General features: G+C 67.6%; 16 protein-coding genes. 8 read left to right on the top strand and 8 right to left on the bottom strand.

From position 1 onward, the window contains the following. Positions 1–28 precede the first annotated feature (28 nt). A complete protein-coding gene (rfaE1, locus tag GGR25_RS01880; protein WP_183397026.1) occupies positions 29–1,477 on the top strand; it encodes a D-glycero-beta-D-manno-heptose-7-phosphate kinase in 1,449 nt (482 codons plus the stop codon). Here rfaE1 and waaC read toward each other — a convergent pair. Continuing rightward, positions 1,449–2,501, bottom strand: coding sequence for a lipopolysaccharide heptosyltransferase I (gene waaC, locus GGR25_RS01875; protein WP_183397025.1), 1,053 nt, complete (start codon positions 2,499–2,501; stop codon positions 1,449–1,451). The genes rfaE1 and waaC overlap by 29 nt on opposite strands. Positions 2,502–2,629: 128 nt before the next feature. Here waaC and GGR25_RS01870 point away from each other — a divergent pair, with 128 nt between their 5' ends. Then, positions 2,630–3,256, top strand: coding sequence for a LamG domain-containing protein (locus GGR25_RS01870; protein WP_183397024.1), 627 nt, complete (start codon positions 2,630–2,632; stop codon positions 3,254–3,256). Between the two features lie 57 nt (positions 3,257–3,313). Here the strand turns inward: GGR25_RS01870 and GGR25_RS01865 are convergent, their stop codons facing one another. Next, positions 3,314–4,396, bottom strand: coding sequence for a COX15/CtaA family protein (locus GGR25_RS01865; protein WP_246409146.1), 1,083 nt, complete (start codon positions 4,394–4,396; stop codon positions 3,314–3,316). A gap of 152 nt (positions 4,397–4,548) precedes the next feature. Between GGR25_RS01865 and GGR25_RS01860 the strand changes: the two genes are divergently transcribed. Next, positions 4,549–4,761 carry a DUF2842 domain-containing protein gene (locus GGR25_RS01860; RefSeq protein ID WP_183397023.1) on the top strand — a complete coding sequence of 71 codons (213 nt, stop codon included), beginning with the start codon at positions 4,549–4,551 and terminating at the stop codon, positions 4,759–4,761. Here the strand turns inward: GGR25_RS01860 and GGR25_RS01855 are convergent. Continuing rightward, a complete protein-coding gene (locus GGR25_RS01855; RefSeq protein WP_183397022.1) occupies positions 4,715–5,800 on the bottom strand; it encodes a polysaccharide deacetylase family protein in 1,086 nt (361 codons plus the stop codon). The two genes, GGR25_RS01860 and GGR25_RS01855, sit on opposite strands and share 47 nt — an antisense overlap. A gap of 136 nt (positions 5,801–5,936) precedes the next feature. Here GGR25_RS01855 and GGR25_RS01850 point away from each other — a divergent pair, with 136 nt between their 5' ends. Beyond that, a complete protein-coding gene (locus GGR25_RS01850) occupies positions 5,937–7,175 on the top strand; it encodes a GNAT family N-acetyltransferase (protein ID WP_183397021.1) in 1,239 nt (412 codons plus the stop codon). On the opposite strand, the gene GGR25_RS01845 is transcribed toward GGR25_RS01850, so the two are convergent. Next, positions 7,176–9,308 carry a GumC family protein gene (locus GGR25_RS01845; protein WP_183397020.1) on the bottom strand — a complete coding sequence of 711 codons (2,133 nt, stop codon included), beginning with the start codon at positions 9,306–9,308 and terminating at the stop codon, positions 7,176–7,178. It lies immediately after the preceding gene. 186 nt (positions 9,309–9,494) lie between these two features. Here GGR25_RS01845 and GGR25_RS01840 point away from each other — a divergent pair, with 186 nt between their 5' ends. The 4 genes from GGR25_RS01840 to GGR25_RS01825 all read left to right on the top strand — a co-directional run bounded on the left by GGR25_RS01840 (position 9,495) and on the right by GGR25_RS01825 (position 14,187). Next, on the top strand, positions 9,495–10,061 hold the full coding sequence (locus tag GGR25_RS01840; RefSeq protein WP_246409144.1) for a polysaccharide biosynthesis/export family protein: 567 nt from the start codon (positions 9,495–9,497) through the stop codon (positions 10,059–10,061). 3 nt (positions 10,062–10,064) lie between these two features. Then, positions 10,065–11,258, top strand: coding sequence for a glycosyltransferase family 4 protein (locus tag GGR25_RS01835; RefSeq protein ID WP_183397019.1), 1,194 nt, complete (start codon positions 10,065–10,067; stop codon positions 11,256–11,258). A 152-nt stretch (positions 11,259–11,410) separates the two neighbouring features. Then, the gene (locus GGR25_RS01830) at positions 11,411–12,892 is read left to right on the top strand and encodes an undecaprenyl-phosphate glucose phosphotransferase (protein ID WP_246409142.1); all 1,482 of its coding nucleotides are present in this window, start codon (positions 11,411–11,413) and stop codon (positions 12,890–12,892) included. Continuing rightward, positions 12,889–14,187 carry an O-antigen ligase family protein gene (locus tag GGR25_RS01825; protein ID WP_183397017.1) on the top strand — a complete coding sequence of 433 codons (1,299 nt, stop codon included), beginning with the start codon at positions 12,889–12,891 and terminating at the stop codon, positions 14,185–14,187. The genes GGR25_RS01830 and GGR25_RS01825 overlap by 4 nt, the downstream gene beginning before the upstream one ends. 30 nt (positions 14,188–14,217) lie before the next feature. On the opposite strand, the gene GGR25_RS01820 is transcribed toward GGR25_RS01825, so the two are convergent. From GGR25_RS01820 to mtnC, 4 genes are all read right to left on the bottom strand, one after another. Beyond that, positions 14,218–14,499 carry a helix-turn-helix domain-containing protein gene (locus GGR25_RS01820; RefSeq protein ID WP_183397016.1) on the bottom strand — a complete coding sequence of 94 codons (282 nt, stop codon included), beginning with the start codon at positions 14,497–14,499 and terminating at the stop codon, positions 14,218–14,220. Between the two features lie 127 nt (positions 14,500–14,626). Further along, the gene (locus tag GGR25_RS01815) at positions 14,627–15,337 is read right to left on the bottom strand and encodes an outer membrane protein (protein ID WP_183397015.1); all 711 of its coding nucleotides are present in this window, start codon (positions 15,335–15,337) and stop codon (positions 14,627–14,629) included. A gap of 530 nt (positions 15,338–15,867) precedes the next feature. Continuing rightward, positions 15,868–17,442: a glycerol-3-phosphate dehydrogenase/oxidase gene (locus tag GGR25_RS01810; RefSeq protein ID WP_183397014.1), complete on the bottom strand. Its 1,575-nt coding sequence runs from the start codon at positions 17,440–17,442 to the stop codon at positions 15,868–15,870. Positions 17,443–17,474: 32 nt separating this feature from the next. After that, positions 17,475–18,191, bottom strand: coding sequence for an acireductone synthase (gene mtnC, locus GGR25_RS01805; RefSeq protein ID WP_183397013.1), 717 nt, complete (start codon positions 18,189–18,191; stop codon positions 17,475–17,477). Between the last annotated feature and the right edge of the window lie 7 nt (positions 18,192–18,198).

Below are 18,198 nucleotides of genomic sequence, written 5' to 3'. Positions count from 1 at the left end.
CTCCGCCGCGGCGAAAGGCGCTTGAAGCATGCTGCATAAGACGGAACCCGGACGCATCGCGGTCATCGGCGATGTGATGATCGACCGTTACATCACGGGATCGGTGAACCGCATCTCGCCCGAGGCCCCGGTGCCCGTGCTGCTGCACGGCGCGGTGCGGATCGTGGCGGGCGGCGCGGCCAATGTCGCCGCCAATGCGGCCGCGCTCGGCGCCTCGGTCAACCTCGTCGGCATTGTCGGCGCCGACGCCGAGGCGGATGAGCTGCGCAAGGTCCTCGCCGATCATCCCGCGGTCGACCTTTCCGGCCTCGTCACCGATACGGGCCGGCCGACCGTGACCAAGACGCGCGTCATGAGCGGGCGGCAGCAGATCGTGCGCATCGACGCCGAGAGCGCCAGCTATCCGCTGCCCGACATAGAGACAGCGATCATCGCGTCCGGTACGCAAGCAGTCGCCAACGCCGATATCCTGGTCCTCTCCGACTATGCCAAGGGCGTGCTGACCGATTCCGTGATCGCGGCGTTGATCCAGGCGGCGAAGGCGCGCGGCATTCCGGTCATCGTCGATCCGAAGCGCCGGACGTTCGAAGCCTATCGCGGCGCGACGCTTGTGACGCCGAACCGGCGGGAGTTGCTGGAGGCGACCGGCCTCGCGGACGAGACCGACGAGCAGGCCGCCATTGCCGCGAGCGCCGCAGCGCGCCAGTTCGGCGGCGACGTGCTGGTCACCCGCGCCGAGAAGGGCATGACGCTCTGGCGCCAGGGCGGCGCCGTCACGCATGTTCCAGCGGAAGCGCGCGAGGTGTTCGACGTGTCCGGCGCCGGCGATACGGCGCTGGCCGCCCTCGCCGTGGCGCTCGCGTCGGGGCTTCCCGTCGAGAGCGGCGTCGTGGTCGCCAACAAGGCCGCGGCGATCGCCGTCAGCAAGCTCGGCACAGCCGTCGTGACGCGAGCCGAACTGCTCGAATCGCTGGCGCGGGCCGATATCGGACCGTTCCCGGCCGGCGCGCTCGCGACGCGCGAACAGGCCGTCACCATCGTCGAAGGCTGGAAGGCGCGCGGCGAGCGCGTGGTCTTCACCAATGGCTGCTTCGACCTGCTCCATCCCGGCCATATCGCCTTGATCGAGGCATCGGCCCATGAGGGCGACCGCCTCGTCGTCGGCCTCAACACCGACGCCTCGGTCCGCCGTCTCAAGGGCGAGAGCCGGCCGTTGCAGGACGAAGAAGCGCGGGCCTGCGTCATGGGCGCGCTCCGCGCCGTCGATCTCGTGGTGCTGTTCGACGAGGACACGCCGTTGCAGCTGATCGAGGCGCTGAAGCCCGACATTCTCGTCAAGGGCGCGGATTATAAGCCCGAGGAGGTCGTCGGCGCCGATTTCGTGATCGCGCATGGCGGGCGGCTCGTCCTCGCCGAGATCATTCCCGGCCGCTCCACCACCGCGCTCGTCACGAAGGCGACCGCGAAGACGGGCTGACCTCTTCGGCCATCATCGCTTCCAGGCGCTCCAGCACGGTGGGCGCGCCATGGTCCGCCATGCAGGGCGGTCCCTCGCCGAAATCCGGCTTGATCGCGCAGCGCGCCTTTTCGCACGGCGCGCAGGGGCGATGCGCGACGATCTCGGCGACGTGCGGCCCGACCAGCCCTGTGAGGCCCGGATTGGTCGGCCCATAGAGCCCGACCGTCGGCAGGCCATAGGCGGCCGCCAGATGGCCGAGGCCGGTATCGACCGTCACGACGGCGCGCGCCCCCGCCAGGACCGGGACGAGCGCCTCGACCGACAGCGGCGGCAGCACGCGCACATTGCCCTGCCCGTCCGCGAGTTCGGCCACCCGCGCCGTCTCTTCGGCGCCATGGGCGAACAGGACGGCGTCGAGCCCCCTTGCATCGAGATCGGACGCCAGCTGCCGCCACGCGGCGCGCGTCCAGGTCTTGGTCTTCCAGCTGGTGCCATGGACCAGCACGACATAAGGCCGCGCCGACTCGTCCGCGCGCGCCGAGACCGCAGCGCGAAGCCCGGCGTCCGGCGGCGCCAGCGGCATCGCATAGCCGAGCGACGCGGCGAAGAGGCGGCGGATGCGCACCGCCATGTGTTCCGTCTCGGGGATCTCATGGCGGGCGCCATAGAGAAGCGTCGCCGCGCCCTCGCGCGCACTGCCGCGGGCAAAGCCGTGCCGGACGCCGGCCCGTGCGAGCCGGCCGGCGATGGCGCTCTTCAGCAGCCCCTGCGCATCGATGACGATGTCGTAGCGCTCGCGGCGCAATTCGGCGAGGCGTTCCTTCAGCACGGGCCAAGTCTCGACCGGCTTCTTCTTCAGCCGTCGAATGGGCAGCGCGATCACGCGGCGGACAGCCGGGTGCAGGCGCGCGAGCGGCGCGAAGGCCTCGTCGACCAGCCAGTCGATCTCAAGACCGGGCAAAGCCGCCGCGGCATCGGTGATCGCCGGGTAGCTGTGCACCACGTCGCCGAGGGAGGAGAGCTTCACGAGCAGCACGCGCATGGCGCCGATATGCCTGCAACGGCGCCGGGAAGGCAATGTCTCATGCATGCCGCGCCATTGCCGCCCCCAGAACAGGGTGATAGCTCTATTGGACGTCAGGCCTCCTACAAGAACGGCAGGTAATGGCGATGTGGAAATCCCTTTCAATTGCTGCTTCTGTCCTGCTCGCAAGCTGCGGCTTCGCCGCCGCGGCGTGCCAGGGAACCAATGTGGAGTTCGAGGAGAAATTCTCGCCGCCGGATCCCTCCTGGGGAGCCAATTCCGACGGCGCCTATGCCCAGGACGGCAAGGCCTTTCTCAAGGCCCCCCTGAACGGCATCATGTACTGGGTAAACCCGGCGTTCATCTTCGACAATGTCTTCGCCTGCGTCACGTTCAAGGTTCCGGAAGTCAAGGACGCGCCGGCTGGCACCGGCGGCATGATCTTCTGGTACGAGAACAGCGACAAATACTACATGGCGGCGATCAAGACCGACGGTAAGGTCGGCATCTGGCGGCACCTCGCCAGCGGCTGGACTCCGATCTACCCGCTGGCGGCCAATGCGGCCGTCCAGGTGAAGCCCGGGGATCAGGACGTGATGGAACTGGCGCTGCGCGGGAACACGGGCACGCTGTTTCTGAACGGCACCAAGATCACGGATTTCCGCGGGCAGCCGCCGAAGGGCGGCAGCGCGATCGGCCTTTATTCCGAATCCGAGCAATCCCAGCAGAATATCTGGGAGTTCACGGACCTCCGCGTCGCCACCTATCAATAGGCGCGGTTCCTTCGCAGCCCGAACGGACCCGGCTTGCCACCGGGTTCGGTCGGAGCGTCAGCCCTCGACCGGGATCGGATCGGACAGGGCCCGGCGATGCGACACCGCGGCGATGAGCACGATCGCCGCGCCGAACTGGTGCGCCAGCGCGACGTCGATCGGCACCACCATCAGCAGCGTCGTGATGCCGAGTGCGGCCTGCGCCAGCACGAGCACCAGCAGATGCAGCGCACGGCGGGTCGCGCGGCTCCCCGGCGCGAGGCGGATCGCCTGCCAGGCGTGGACCGCGGCGCCGACGAACAGCAGATAGGCGACGATGCGGTGATCGAACTGCACCGTCATCACATCCTCGAAGACGCTGCGCCACGCCGGCTCGTACTCATAGACGCCGGCCGGGATCAGCGATCCGTCCATGAGCGGCCAGGTGTTGTAGGTGAAACCCGCATCGAGGCCGGCGACGAGCCCGCCGAGGAATATCTGGAAGAAGACGACCACGACAAGAAACGTCGCCATCCCCTTGAGCGGCAACACCTTCGCGCGCGGATCGCCATCCGCCGGCGCGAGGCCGCGCCGGATCCAGACCGTCGCGGCCAGGATGAAGCAGGCGAGCAGGAGATGGGTCGCGAGGCGGTATTGCGAGACGTCGACGCGGTTGACAAGCCCGCTCGCCACCATCCACCAGCCGACCGCGCCCTGCAGCCCGCCGAGCACGAACAGCCCGGCGAGCGGGGCGAGAAGCCGCCGCTCGATCCGTCCCGTCAGCCAGAGCAGGACGAAGGGCACGAAGAACACGACGCCGATCAGCCGGCCCAGCAGGCGATGCGCCCACTCCCACCAGAAGATGCTCTTGAAAGCGTCGAGGCTCATGCCCTTGTTGAGCTGCTGATATTGCGGGATCTGCTGGTATTTGACGAATTCTTCCTGCCACTCCGCCTCGTTGAGCGGCGGAATCACGCCGTGGATCGGCCTCCACTCCGTGATGGAAAGGCCCGAATCCGTCAGGCGGGTCGCCCCGCCGACGACGATCATGGCGACGATCATGATGATGACGGCCAGCAGCCACGCACGAATGAGCGCCCTGTCGCGCCGCCGATCCCGTGTGCCGACGCCGGCGCCTGCCATCGAAGCCTGATCCGCCATGATGCCCTTACCTCGCTGCGCCCCGCTGGCGACATAGCGCCCTGCCCGTCATCCGACAATCGGCACCTCGTCGCAGGCGAACCGCCGAAACCGATTTGCCGCCCGCCGCGCGAAGGGTTATTGCGTCACGCGAACGCAAGGAGGAGCCGGCAATGCCCGAGCGGCTGCGCAAATTCATCGGAATGATCATCCTGGTCGGCTTCGTGATCGTCTATTCGCTCGTCGTGATCACCATTCCGATCCAGAACATCCCCGGCGCCTGGCTGTGGTTCTTCTATGCGCTGGCCGGCCTCGCCTGGGTCCCGCCGGCCGGCCTCATCATCCGCTGGATGCAGAAGCCGACGCCCGGCCGCGAAGGCGGTTGATCCGCCGCTCGATCGCATAGGGAACGCCCGACAGCAGCAGGTCGAGTATGCGGAGCTGCTGATAGTCGCCATTGACCGAAATGCGCGGCAGTGCGTGCAGATGCCGCGCATGGGCGGGGACGAGCACACCGCGGCGGGTCGTGACCGCCGTCGCGAAGCCGAGTTCGCGCGCCAGCGCGACATCGCGCGCGCCCACGGTTTCCGGCGAGCCATAGGGATAGGCGAAATGGCGGGGCCGGATGCCCGCCATCGCCGCGATGCGCTCGGCGCTCGCCGCCATTTCGGCCCGTGCGCGCTGGCCATCGAGCCGCGACAGCGCGTAATGCCCGATCGTATGCGCGCCGATGGTGGCGAGCGGGTCGGCTGCGAGAGCGCGAATCTCGTCCCAGCTCATCATCGAAGCGCGAACCAGCGCGGCGATATCGACGCCATGCGCCACGGCCGCGGCGACGACGGCGCGCCGCTGCTCGTCCTCCGGCACGCGGATCAGCGCCGCGATCAGCGCATCTACCGCGCGCTGTTTCTCCGCCACGTTCTCGACGCGCCGCTCGATCGTCGTGCCGTCGATCGCGACACGGATGCTGCGGCTCCCCGCCACGATGGCCGACGCGACGTCCCACCAGGGCGTGGCGGTGCCATCAACGAATCCGGTCGCGACATAGATGGTGAAGGGCGCGCCCGCGCGTTTCAGCACAGGATAGGCGTGCACGAGATTGTTGCGGTAGCCGTCGTCGAAGGTGAGCACCACGAAGCGGCGTGCATGCTCCGGATCGGACAGGCGCGCCGCCGCCTCGTCGAGATCGACGATATCCATGCCGCGCTCGCGCACGTGATGAATGACGCGTTCGAGAAATTCCGGCGTGACTTCGAGATGCGAATTCGGGCGGAAGCGCGCGTCCGCGGCTGGGCGGACGTGGTGAAACATCAGGATCGCGCCGCATCCGCGCGTCCAGCGCCCGAACAGCGCAGGCGTGCGGCCGGCATGCAGCCCTTCGAGACCCGAGCGGATGACGAAGCGCCTCAGCGCCTGGAGGCGCATGTCCTGGTCTCCGTCATCGGCATGCGTCTCGCCCCATTGCGGATGCCCGTCTGCCGCTGCGCAAGCACCCCGCAAAGGCAATACGAAGATCGCGTTTACACTAGGTTGATAGGGTCCCCGAAACGAGACGGGACACATGCTGCGCATCGAGGACGCTTTTCACGTGGGGGAACAGCCGCGACGCGACGCGATGTCCGACGGGCCGCTCACGGTTTCCGTGCTGCGCGACGGCGCGGCAATCGAGCGGGAATGGCGCGCCATGGCCGCGCGGGCCGATGCCTCCGTCTATCAGCAGTTCGGCTGGACGGCCGCATGGGCTGAGAGCATCGCACGCGAACAGGCGATCGAGCCGGTGATCCTTGCCATCCGCACCGCGGGTCGCCTGGCCATGATCCTGCCGCTCGGGGTCGAACGCATCGGCCCACTCCGGATCGCGCGCTATCCCGGCGGCGAGCATGCGAATATCCGCATGCCCCTGACGGACGCCGATTGCCGCGGGGGGGTGGAAGACCCCGTCGCCCTCGCGAAAGCCTTGCGGGACGCGCTCCGGGCCGCGCCGACCGCGATCGACCTGATCGACCTCGACGCCCTGCCCCTCCAGTGGAACGGCGCCGACGTGCCATTGGCGCATCATCCCGATGCAAAGCCTGCTCGCCTCCCGCTCGGCCGCCTGGATCTGGCCGCCGACCTTGCGACGACGCTCGGTCCCGAGCGGCGCGGCCGCAAGGCCAAGAAGCATCGGAGCCAGGTGAACGCGCTCGCTCCGGTCGGCGGCTATCGCTTCCGCCGGGCCGAGAGCGAGGCCGATGCCTTGGCGCTCTTCGCGCAATTCCGCGCCGAAAAGGCGGCGTGGTTCGCGCGCATGGGCATCGACGACAGCTTCGCCGAGCCGGGCGTGCCGGCCTTCTTTCACGCCTTGATCGCGCGTCGCTGGCGGCAGCACGAGGCCCTGCTGGACCTCTATGCGATCGAGTTCGATGGCAGCATCCGCGCGATCTTCGGCGGCGGCGAGGCTGGTGGGCGGCTCAGCGGCTATTTCCTGTCGGTCAGCGACGATGTCTGGCGCCGGATCACGCCGGGGGAACTCCTGCTGCATGACCTGACCGCGCATGCCTGCGCAGCCGGCCTCACGGCGTTCGACCTCGGCCGCGGCGACGACCGTTACAAATGGTCGTGGCTCCAGACCGCCGAACCGCAGGTTCGCCTGATCCTGCCGGTTACGCTGCGCGGCCGCGCCGGCCTCGCCATGATCCGCATGGCAGATCGGCTGGAGCAGCGGATCCGTTCCAACGAGCGCCTGTTTCGCCTCGCCAAGGCCATCCGGCGCCGCATCCGCGGCCAGGAAAGCCCTGCGAGCGATCAGACAGCGGACTGATCACGCCACGGCGGCGGATGGGCCCGTTTCCCCGGGCGCCTCGGCCTTGGCGACCAGCACGAGGATCTCCGCCTTGCCAGCCGCGCGGAACCGCTCGATCGCCTCCGCGCGCACCTTCTCGCTGGTCGTCTCTTCGACGACGAGCACGACGGCCGCCGCCTCGCCCGCCAGCTTGTCGCCGCACGCCCCGTCCGTATCGATGACGACATGCTCATAGGTGTGATCGAGCGCGTCGAGGATGGTTCCGAAACGGGCCGTCGCGGCGTAGCCCTCAGCAAGCGTGCCGCGACCACGGGGAATGATGTGGGCGCGCGAATAGCGATCGCGGAAGATCGTCTGCGCGAACGTCGCAGAACCGCCGAACAATTCGGCATAGCCGGGAAGCTTCTCGTCCTCGCCCGCCATCGCAGCGCCGTCGGCGCCGTCGTCATGCAGATCGAGCAGCACCACGCGCCGGCCGCGGCGGGAGAGCTGCCGCGCCAGCGTCACGGCGGCGAGCGGACGTCCGGCCGTGCCGACCTCGGCCGGGCACACGACGATGCGGCGGGCCTCGATCTCGCCAAGCCGATCGATCAGCGGCCGCAACCGATCCGGGACCTCGCTCGCCATGCTGGGCGGCGGCGTCGGCTCCGCCGGCATCAGGCGAACGACGTCGCCGCCTTCCGCCCATGCCGACGATTCCGGCCGCGTCGGGGGCACGACCGAAACCGGCCCGATCGGGCGCAGCGCGCGTCCGCTCATCAGTTCGCGCAGCACGACGAAGGTGATCGAGAGCAGCAGCAGGGCCACGGTCACGGCCGCCGTCATCGGCACCTTGCGCGGGAAGGACGGCTCGATCGGCACGGCGGCGCGCGAGATCACGCGGGCATCCGCCTGAACATAATCGCCATCCTGGCGCGACGTCGCCTCGCGATAGCGGCGCAGATAGCTCTCCAGCAGATCGCGCTGCGATGTCGCCTCGCGCTGCAACGCCCGCAGCTGGACCTCGGCGTCGTTCGACTGCGCAGTCTGCGACTGCGTGCGCTTCAGATCCGCGAGGATCTCGTTCTCGCGCGCCTTCGCCGTATCGACCTGGCCTTCGAAGCTCTTGAGCACGCGCTCGGCCTCGCGACGGATCTGCGTATCGAGATCGCCAAGCTGGGCGTTCAATTCCCGGATGCGTGGATGATTGCCGCCGAGCGTCGCCGACAGCTGGGCGATCTGCGCGCGGAGCGCGACCTGCTGTTCGCGGAGGCGCTGGATCAGCGCCGAATCGAGCACTTCCGGCAGATCGAGATTGCCGGCCCTGAGGCCATTGCGGATCGCGGCGGCATTGGCGTCGGCGCTGGCGCGCGCCGCCTCCAGCCGTGCGAATTCGGCGTTGAGGTCGTCGAGCCTTTGCTGCGGCAGCGACTGCGTGCCGTTCTGCCCGCCCATGAACAGGCCGTGCTCGGCACGGAACGATTCGACCTTGGCCTCGGATTCGGACACCCGCAGCCGCAAATCGTCGATCTGAGTCTCCAGCCAGCGGCTCGCGTCCGCGGTCGTCTTGCGCTTCGCCTCGCGATCGAGCGCGAGATAGGCATCGGCGACGGCATTGGCGACGCGGGCCGAAAGCGCGGGATCGGACGAGGAAAAGGCGATCGTGATGACGCGGGTCTTGTCGACCGAATAGACCTGCAAGGCATCGGAGAAGCGCTGAAGAACCCGCTCCTCCGTCGTCGCCGGATTGGTCGCCCCGCCGAGGCCGAAGCGTGCGAGGAAGGCCTGGATCCGCTCGGCAAAAGTCGGCCGGTCGAACTCCGGCAGCGCCGAAAGATTGAGCGATTCCACGACGTTCGCGACGATGTCGCGCGAGGCGATCAGCTGCACCTGGCTCGCGACGCCTTCCGAATCGAGCAGCGACCGCACCTCGTCGCTGCCGCTCGTCGCCTGGGTCAGCTGCGATTCACCCGGCTCGATCAGCACCATCGATTGCGAGGTGTAGCGCGGGGTCAGGAAGCCGAGGCCGATGAAGACGGCAAGCGCCGCCAGCACGATCAGCGGCACCAGATATCGCAGCGACCGGAGCAGAGCGCGGAACAGCAGGCGGGTGTCGAGCTCGACATCCTCCGCCCTTCCCGCATCGATCCTTGAAACGCTATTCTCGCTCATCGTGCCGGCGAATCCCGCTGGAGACGCGCCGATGATCGAAACTTAAGGTAACCGACCCGTTAATCCTGCCGCTCAACCTTTAAGAATCTGCGATTCAACGGCTCGCGGCAGCCTCGACTTTACCGCGCATTAACCATAAGCCCCGACCATCGCACCATATTCACCGCAGCCTGGAATCGTCCTCCGATGCGCCTCGTCTGCCTCGTCGCCATGATCATCGGGACGCTCTTCCTCAGCGCCTGCCAGTCGTCCTATCCGCCGCCCGATGCGACGACCTACAAGACGCTTGTGGGCCCATACCGACTCGACAGCGGCGACCGGCTGCGCGTCGTGGTGTTCGGGCAGACCGACCTCTCCAACACCTATCTGATCGACCAGGCCGGCTATATCTCGATGCCGCTCATCGGCGCGGTCGCGGCGCGGGGCCGCACGACGCAGGAGCTCGAAGGCGAGGTCGCCGCCAAGCTCAAATCCGGCCGCTTCCTGCGCGATCCCGACGTCTCGGTCGAGATCGACCGCTACCGGCCGTTCTTCATCATGGGCGAGGTCGCCAGCGCCGGCCAGTATCCCTTCGTCAGCGGCATGACGGTGCAGACCGCCGTCGCGATCGCCGGCGGCTTCACCCCGCGCGCCCAGCGCGGCGACGTCGACGTCACGCGCCAGATCAATGGAAAGGTCACGACGGTCCGCCTGCTACCGACGCAGCCCGTCCTCCCCGGCGACACGATCAACGTCCGCGAGCGGTTCTTCTAGGTCATGGTCGGTGCCGGCGACGCCCTCGTCGATGGAGCCAACCGGCCCCGGATCGTTCATTGCTTCCGCTCGCCGGTAGGCGGCATCTTCCGCCATGTGCGCGATCTGGTGGAGATGCAGGTCGCCGACGGCGCGCTGGTCGGCATCGTCTGTGATTCCTCGACCGGCGGCGCGCATGAGGAGGCGCTGTTTCGCGCGATCGAGCCGCAGCTGGCGCTCGGCCTCCACCGCGTGCCGATGCGGCGGCAGATCTCGCCCTCCGACCTGACCGCCTTTCTCCGCCTCTATCGACAGATGAAGGCCCTGCGGCCGGACATCATCCATACGCACGGCGCCAAGGGCGGCGCGTATGGCCGCGTGATCGGCGCCCTGCTCCGCCTCACAGGCTCTTCGGCCGCGCGCCTCTATTGTCCGCATGGCGGCAGCCTCCACTACGACGTGGCGAGCCGGTCCGGGAAAGTGTTCTTCCTCCTCGAACGCGCGCTGGAACGCTTCACCGACGCCTTCGTCTTCGTCTCGGCCTTCGAGGCCGAGGCCTTCCGCGCCAAGGTCGGGACGCCGCGGCGCCCCTTCGTCATCGCCTCGAACGGCATCCGCGATGCGGAGTTCGTTCCCGTCGAGACGGAGGCCGAAGCGGCCGACTTCCTCTATATCGGCATGATGCGCGACCTGAAGGGGCCCGACCTCTTCCTCGCCGCGCTCGCGAGGATCCGGGACGAAACCGGCATCGCGCCGCGCGCGCTCATGGTCGGCGACGGTCCGGACACGGAGCGCTACCAGCGGCAGACGGCCGAACTCGGCCTCGCCGCAACGACGCGCTTCCATGCCGCCATGCCGGCGCGCAAGGCCTTCGCGATGGCGCGGATCGTCGTCGTCCCGTCGCGCGCCGAATCGATGCCCTATATCGTCCTCGAGGCGATCGGCGCCGATCGTCCTCTGGTCGCGACCGATGTCGGCGGCATTCCCGAGATCTTCGCCGAACAGCGCACGCGCCTGGTCCCGCCCGGGTCGGCCGAAGCTCTGGCAACTGAGATGCGCCGCCTGCTGGACGATCCCGCAACGGCCGAGGCCGAGGCCGCGGCGCTCCGCGAAAGCATCCGGCCCCGCTTCTCCGTCGAGGCCATGGCGCGCAACGTGACGGAGGCCTATGGGCTGGCGCGCGGGCGGAAGGTTCTGCCGCGGCCCGAGACGCCCTGACGAACCGACATCGGCGGCGACCGCCCCCGCCGGCCCGGGATACCCGCCGAATCGGTCAGCGACTTTATTCAATCGCCGCAAAGCTTTGTTAGCCGCGCCACGCTAGGGTCCGTCGCGATTGAGAAGACCGACCCGATGGCATGACCGCTCGCATGACCCCGAGGCTGGAGATCCGCTCCGCCGATGCGCTTCCTGAAAGGGCGCGTCTGGCGGCGGCGCGTCTGTCGGATCGCCCGATTTCCCCCTTGGTGCTCGGGAGCGGCGTCTGGGCGGTCGATCTCGTCGCGCTCATCCTCCTCGGCGTGCTGCTCTCGCTGCTCACCAGCGCCAGCCCCTTCGCCTATCGCCTGGCCTATCTCGGCGCGATCGCAGCGCCGGTGTTTGCGACCCTGCTCGCCCGCTCGCAGCGCGGCTATGATCTCGCGGCGCTGCGCGATCCGGTTGCGGCGCTGGCGCGCCTCCTCCTCGGCTGGGCGCTGACCATGTTGCTCGCCGCGGCCGTGGGCTTTCTCCTCGGCGTCGATTCGTCCGGCGCGCGGCAATGGCTGGTCGCCTACGCCATCGTCGGCATCGTCTATTTCCTTGTCTCCCGCGCCTTCCTCGCACGGCTGATCGCACGCTGGTCCCGCAGCGGCCGGCTCGAGCGTCGCGCCGTGATCGTCGGCGGCGGCGCGGATGCGGCAAAGCTGATCGAGGCGCTCGAGCGCGATCCGACCTCGGGCATCCGGATCTGTGGCATCTTCGATGATCGCGCCGATGCGCGCTCGCCCGACGAGATCGCGGGGCACGCCAAGCTCGGCACGATCGCCGAACTGGTCGCCTTCGCCCGCGTGGCGCGGATCGACCTGCTCCTCGTCGCGTTTCCGACAAGTGCGGAAGAGCGGCTGGCCGGAATCCTGCGCCAGCTCTTCGTCCTGCCCGCCGATATCCGCCTCTCCGCGCTCGGTAGCCGGCTGCGGCTCGCGCCGCGCGCCTATTCCTATGTCGGCGAAGTACCCTTCCTCGACCTGCTCGACCGGCCGATTTCCGGCTGGGACGCGCTTGCCAAGCGGTGCTTCGACATCGTCGTCGGCACGCTCGCCCTGATCCTGCTCTCGCCGCTGATGTTCGGTGCCGCCATCGCCATCCGCCTCGACAGCCCGGGGCCGATCCTGTTCCGCCAGCGGCGTTTCGGCTTCAACAACGAGGTGATCGAGGTCCTGAAGTTCCGCTCGATGTATCACCACCTGACCGATCCCACGGCGAAGGTTGCGGTGACGCGGGATGATCCGCGCGTGACGCGCGTCGGGCGCTTCATCCGCCGCTCCTCGATCGATGAACTGCCGCAGCTCTTCAATGTGCTGCGCGGCGAACTCTCGCTGGTCGGTCCCCGCCCCCATGCCGTGAATGCGCACACCGCCGATCGGCTGTGGGAAGAGGTCGTCGACGGCTATTTCGCGCGCCACCGCGTCAAGCCCGGCATCACGGGCTGGGCGCAGATCAATGGCTGGCGCGGCGAGATCGACGTGCCGGAGAAGATCCAGCGCCGGGTCGAATGCGACCTGCACTATATCGAGCGCTGGTCGCTGCTCTTCGACCTCTACATCATCCTGGTGACGCCGCTGCGGCTGATCCGCTCGGAGAATGCCTATTGAGCGCCGCCGCATCCGCGCCGCGTGGCCTCAATGGCGCAGCGATCGCGCGGGCGACGATCGCGACGCTCGTCTTCCTTTCCGGTTTCGTGATGATCGAGCCGGCGCCATCGGACCTGCTGCTCTGCCTCGTCGTGCTCGTCTGGCTCTTCTTCGGCCTGAAGCTCACGCGCGCCATGACGCCGCTTATCGCGCTGATGATGCTCTATGTCGCCGGCGGGCTGCTCTCCTTCACCCAGCTGACCGCCTTCGCCAAGCCGACGACCTATCTTGCCACCACGGCGTTTCTGGTCATTTCCGCCATTTTCTACTGCGCGATCCTGCAGGCCGACACGGCGCGGCGCCTCCGCACCATCGAGCGCGCGTATATCGCCTCGGCGATCGTCTGCGCGCTGATCGGCATTCTCGGCTATTTCGGCGCGATTCCCGGCGCCTCGATGTTCACGCTCTATGAGCGGGCCAAGGGACCGTTCAAGGATCCGAATGTCTTCGGGCCGTTCCTGATCCTGCCCTTCGTCGTGCTCGCCCGCTCGATCCTGACGCGCTCGATCCTGCGTTCCGGTTGGAGCATGCTTGGCGCGCTGATCCTGCTCGCCGGCATCTTTCTCTCGTTCTCGCGCGGCGCCTGGGGCATGGCAATTCTGTCGCTCGCCGTCATGGTGCTGCTGGTGTTCATCACCGAGCACCGTTCGAGCAAGCGCCTCAGAATGCTCGCGGCACTGTCCGCCGGCGTGCTCTTCGTGGCGCTCATCCTCGTCGTCGCGGTTTCGATCCCGGCGGTGCAGGAGGTCTTCGTCCAGCGCTTCAAGCTGCTGCAGGACTATGACGCATCACGCCTCGGACGTTTCGAGCGCCATCTCATCGGCCTCTTCCTGATCCAGGAGCATCCGCTCGGCATCGGACCGTTCCAGTTCGGCCTCACCATGGGCGAGGACGAGCACAATATGTGGCTGAAGGGATTCACGGTCTATGGCTGGCTCGGCGGCTTCGCCTATATCGCGCTCGCCATCTTGACGCTCGTGATCGCGACGCCGCTGGTGTTCCTGAAGCGCGCCTGGACGCCGTTCATCCAGTGCGTCTACGCTGTCTTTATCGGACAGCTCTTCATCCACAATGTGATCGACAATGATCACTGGCGGCATCTTTTCCTGATCTACGGCCTGCTATGGGGCGCCTATTCCGTCGAGCGCTCCGCCGCAAAGACGCGCGCGAAGATCGACCGTCCACGCACCGCGCCCGAGGCAATGCACATCTACGCCACTGCGCCCGTGGCGTTGCCACGAGCCGCGACGCACTAGGCATCATATCCCTAAGGGTCAGTTCGCGCCTCAGCTCATCGGGGCATGATCTTCGAGATCGAGCGCTGCGGCGAGCGCCTGCCGCTCGGCCACCGTCGGTTCGACGCCGGCTTCGATGGCTCTCAGATGATCGGGTAGCATCCCGGCCGCGAAAGCGAGATCGATCTGGCTCCAGCCGCGCTGGGCCCGCAAAGCCGCGATCTCGGCACCGGTCATCCAGTCGACCCGCATCGTCTGCACCGGCACCGCATCCGCGACAGCAGCTTGATGCGCGATGATACCGTCTGCGGGCCTTGGATTAGTGCCGTTCATGGTCGTTCCTCCCTTGAACCAGGACGTCACGACAACGCGGCACGGGCTGAAGCGTTCCGGATTCCACAGCCCAAAAAAAGAATGGCCCGGCAGAGCCGGGCCATTCCAAGGAGATCTCGCAGTCGGATTAGAACTTGTAGTTCACACCGGCCTTCACGATGTTGGTCGTGTAGTCGACGTTGGCCGAACCACCGAGCGGCGTGCTGAAGTTCACGCTGCCGAGGCTGACGTAGTCGTACTCGAGGAAGCCCGTGAGGTTCTTCGTGAACGCCTTCTCCACGCCGCCGCCGACAGTCCAGCCGCCAGCCCAGTTGGAGGTCGAGCTCTGGATGGTCGCAGCCGGGGTGGTCACGTTGAACGTGCCCTCGATCTGGCCGTAGGCGAAACCGCCCTTGGCGTAGAACAGCCAGGTGTCGGCCGCATAACCGGCGCGAGCCGTGACGGTGCCGAGCCAGTTGCTCTCAGCCTTGACGCCGGCGCTCAGGAGGCCCGGGCCGATCGGGTTCAGGCCCTGATAGACCGTCATCGAGTCGGACAGGCTCGTGTAGGCGATGTCAGCCTGAGCACCGATCACGAACTGATTGATCTGATAGTTGTAGCCGACCTGCGCGCCACCGAGAGCACCCGACGACTTGTCGAGCAGGCCCGTGTAGCCGTTCCAGGAGGCGTCGTAGTTGCCCCAGCCGCCGCCGGCATGCACACCAGCGTAGAAGCCGGTCCAGTCGAACACCGGCGAGACGACCACGGGAGCCGGAGCCGGCTCGTAGGTGAGGTCAGCAGCAGCGGCGGCGCCCGTGAGGGCCACAACGGCCACGCCTGCGAGGAAAATGCTCTTCATTGGGGATCTCCTTGAAAAACCCGACAATCTAGCCGTTGCACCCCCGAGCGATCGGCTTCAGGGCGAACATACTCCAAACGCCGGCTCGGGCAAGTTGGTTCGCTGCGCCCTAAGCACTTGAACCTGCACTGTTGCGAAAGTGCAGCAGTGTCTCCAGGGGCCAAAGTTGTTCGCTTCGTGGCAAAAGTCTGGCGGGCGGATCTTACGCAATTCATTTCAAATAGAGATTCAGAATGGAAACCATTCGCTAACCATAAATCCTACGGACTCCCGCTGTATTCTTCTCCACCCTTCAATCAACCGGGCGGATTCTCCCAGATCCCGCGCGTCTGTTTCCGGAACAGATCCCGCGGCCCGCGTGAATCCGAAGCTGAATCACCGATATTGCGGCGCAATGCGCGTATTTGCGCAGTGAATGCCTGCTGCCAGCGCTCAAAGAGACCAAAAGCGCGGCACGGGAGCCGCCTCGAAAACTCGGAGAGTTCCAGGGAGAGCTTGATTCGAAGCCCGAAACCGAGGCGTTCCCTGCCCTATTGCCGGGCATCTGCCGGATCGGCCGGCAGCGTCTGCCAGGCGTCGCTCCGCCGCTTGATCACATCGGCGTCGGAAACAGCCATCTCGGCGGCGCGAAAAAACGCGATCTCGCCCGCCGAAAGGCGCGTTCCGGCCTTTCCCGATTCGCCCGCATGGGCGCGGACCCAGGCGGCGATGTCCCGCGCGCGCGTTCCATATCGAGCGAAGAGCTCTGCGGCGACCTGCCTGCTGATTCCGTCCTGCGCCAGGCCGTCGACAAAGGCTTCGCGGTCCGCTGCGGTGCGGGGATAGCCCACGCCGCCGCCGATGGCCCGCTCGCGCGTCGACACGCGCCGCGTCCGGCCGAGAATGCCGAGGACCGAATCGGCGGCGTCCTCGGCCATCCGGCGGAAGGTCGTCCATTTGCCGCCGATGATCGTGACGAGCGGCAGCGGCGTGCGGTGGACGAAGACGGCATGATCGCGGCTGCGGCTGGCAAGGCTCTCGGCGTCCGACCGCACCAGCGGCCGCACGCCGACGAGGTGGCCGACTACCGGTGCCTCGGCGACACCGAGCCCCGGCAGTGCGGCGGCCAGTGCGCCCCTGAGATAGCGGACATCCTCGTCCGTCAGCCGCGCCGCATCCGGATCGGGGCAATCCGATTCGGTCGTGCCGAGTAACACGCGGTTCTCGGCCAAGCGGTAGCCGATATTCAGCCGGCGCTTCGCGGGATCGGGATTGGCATCCTCGAAGAACAGCAGATCGTCGCCCAGCGCAGCGGCCAGCCGGGGCGCTTCGAGGACCAGATGCACGCCGGCGACGCCGCCGGTCATCTTGTCCTCAACGCCGAAGAGGGCGGCGACGCTGTCCGCATGTGCGCCGGCGGCATTGACCACGACCTCGGCGTGAACCGAGCGAGTCACCCCGTCGAGCGCGTCGTGCAGGACGATCCGCCCGTCCTCCACCCCCGTCACGGCGCAATAGTTCAGCGCCGCGGCGCGCGATCCGGCGGCGACGCCGTCCTCGATCAGTTCGACGGCGACGCGCTCGGGCATGAGGATGCGCGCCTCACCAAGTTCCAGCGCCCCGGCCCAGCGTCCCGCGAGATAGGGGAATCGCGCCGCGAGCCCCTGCCCCGTCAGGATCCGGCCGGCCGGCAGAGCGTGGGCCTTCCCGGCCAGCGCATCATAGAGACGGCGGCCGATCGCCATCGGCACGATGCCGGGCAGGCCGCCCTTGCGCCTGTCCAGCTTCAGAAAGCGCAGCGGCGCGCCGAGCAGGCCGCCGAACCAGGAGGACAAGGGCAGCACGACGGAGATCGGACGGACGGCATGCGGCGCATTGGCAACAAGGCGGTCGCGCTCGATCACCGAATCGCGCACCAGCGCGATCTCGCCGCGCTCAAGATAGCGGAAGCCGCCATGGGCGATGCGGGTCAGCGCGCCGCTGGCGCCGCTCGCGAAATCCGCGCGCTCGACCAGCAGCACGCGGAGCCCCTGAAGCGCGAGATCGCGAAACGTCCCCGCCCCCGTTATGCCGCCGCCGATGACGACGGCGTCGAAATGGGGATCCGCCTCGATCTCCGCACGCATGCGCGCGCGATCGAGAACGACGGGCGGGAGCGCTACGCCGCCTTCGGCCAATTGGAAAGCTCCACCTCCGCGAAGGAGGCGATCTCCGGGAAGCGCGGATCGGATGCCGTGCCTTCTTCCGCGCGGACGACATGGACGACCGGCAGGCCCGCCGCCGTGGCGGCGACCAGTTCGCGGGGATTGTCGGAGAAGAACAGCAGCTTCGCCGGGTCGACGCCGATCGCGGCGGCGATCCTGCCATAGGACGGCGTCTCGACCTTGGCGCCGATGTCGGTGTCGAAATGGCCGGAGAACAGGAAGCGGATATCGCCCGTCGGCTCCGGCTGGTTGGCGAAGAACAAGGTCTGCGACAGGACCGAGCCGGACGAGAAGATCCAGAGCGGCACGCCGGCCGCGTGCCAGCGCTTCAGCGCAGCGAGCGCGTCATCATACATGTGCCCCTTGAGGCGACCGGTCTCGAACCCGTCGACCCAGACCATGCCCTGGATCTTCTTGAGCGGCGGTGCCTTGCGATCCTCGGCCAGCCAGCCGAGCAGCGTCTCGACCGGATCGCGATCGTCGCCCGCCAGCGCCTGCGTGTCGCTCAGGATCTCCTGAACGACCGGATCGTCCCGGCGCGCCGCGACATAGCCCGGCAGATTGTCGCGCAGATAGCTGTAGAGCACGGCCGTCACATAGGGCTGCGAGGCGATCGTACCCTCGATGTCGAGCAGGACCACATCGGGCGCGAAGGTGAGCTTGGCGGCCATCGTTCAG

The organism is Kaistia hirudinis, from assembly GCF_014196455.1.
Lineage (GTDB): Bacteria > Pseudomonadota > Alphaproteobacteria > Rhizobiales > Kaistiaceae > Kaistia > Kaistia hirudinis.
The sequence above is the reverse complement of the archived record's forward strand: the minus strand, read 5'-3'. Positions and strand labels throughout refer to the sequence as shown.

Coding starts and splice junctions, on each gene's coding strand:
- rfaE1 (WP_183397026.1), top strand. CDS start 29: ATGCTGCATAAGACGGAACCCGGACGCATCGCGGTCATCGGCGATGTG.
- waaC (WP_183397025.1), bottom strand. CDS start 2,501: ATGCGCGTGCTGCTCGTGAAGCTCTCCTCCCTCGGCGACGTGGTGCAC.
- GGR25_RS01870 (WP_183397024.1), top strand. CDS start 2,630: ATGTGGAAATCCCTTTCAATTGCTGCTTCTGTCCTGCTCGCAAGCTGC.
- GGR25_RS01865 (WP_246409146.1), bottom strand. CDS start 4,396: ATGGCGGATCAGGCTTCGATGGCAGGCGCCGGCGTCGGCACACGGGAT.
- GGR25_RS01860 (WP_183397023.1), top strand. CDS start 4,549: ATGCCCGAGCGGCTGCGCAAATTCATCGGAATGATCATCCTGGTCGGC.
- GGR25_RS01855 (WP_183397022.1), bottom strand. CDS start 5,800: ATGCGCCTCCAGGCGCTGAGGCGCTTCGTCATCCGCTCGGGTCTCGAA.
- GGR25_RS01850 (WP_183397021.1), top strand. CDS start 5,937: ATGCTGCGCATCGAGGACGCTTTTCACGTGGGGGAACAGCCGCGACGC.
- GGR25_RS01845 (WP_183397020.1), bottom strand. CDS start 9,308: ATGAGCGAGAATAGCGTTTCAAGGATCGATGCGGGAAGGGCGGAGGAT.
- GGR25_RS01840 (WP_246409144.1), top strand. CDS start 9,495: ATGCGCCTCGTCTGCCTCGTCGCCATGATCATCGGGACGCTCTTCCTC.
- GGR25_RS01835 (WP_183397019.1), top strand. CDS start 10,065: ATGGTCGGTGCCGGCGACGCCCTCGTCGATGGAGCCAACCGGCCCCGG.
- GGR25_RS01830 (WP_246409142.1), top strand. CDS start 11,411: ATGACCCCGAGGCTGGAGATCCGCTCCGCCGATGCGCTTCCTGAAAGG.
- GGR25_RS01820 (WP_183397016.1), bottom strand. CDS start 14,499: ATGAACGGCACTAATCCAAGGCCCGCAGACGGTATCATCGCGCATCAA.
- GGR25_RS01815 (WP_183397015.1), bottom strand. CDS start 15,337: ATGAAGAGCATTTTCCTCGCAGGCGTGGCCGTTGTGGCCCTCACGGGC.
- GGR25_RS01810 (WP_183397014.1), bottom strand. CDS start 17,442: ATGCGTGCGGAGATCGAGGCGGATCCCCATTTCGACGCCGTCGTCATC.
- mtnC (WP_183397013.1), bottom strand. CDS start 18,191: ATGGCCGCCAAGCTCACCTTCGCGCCCGATGTGGTCCTGCTCGACATC.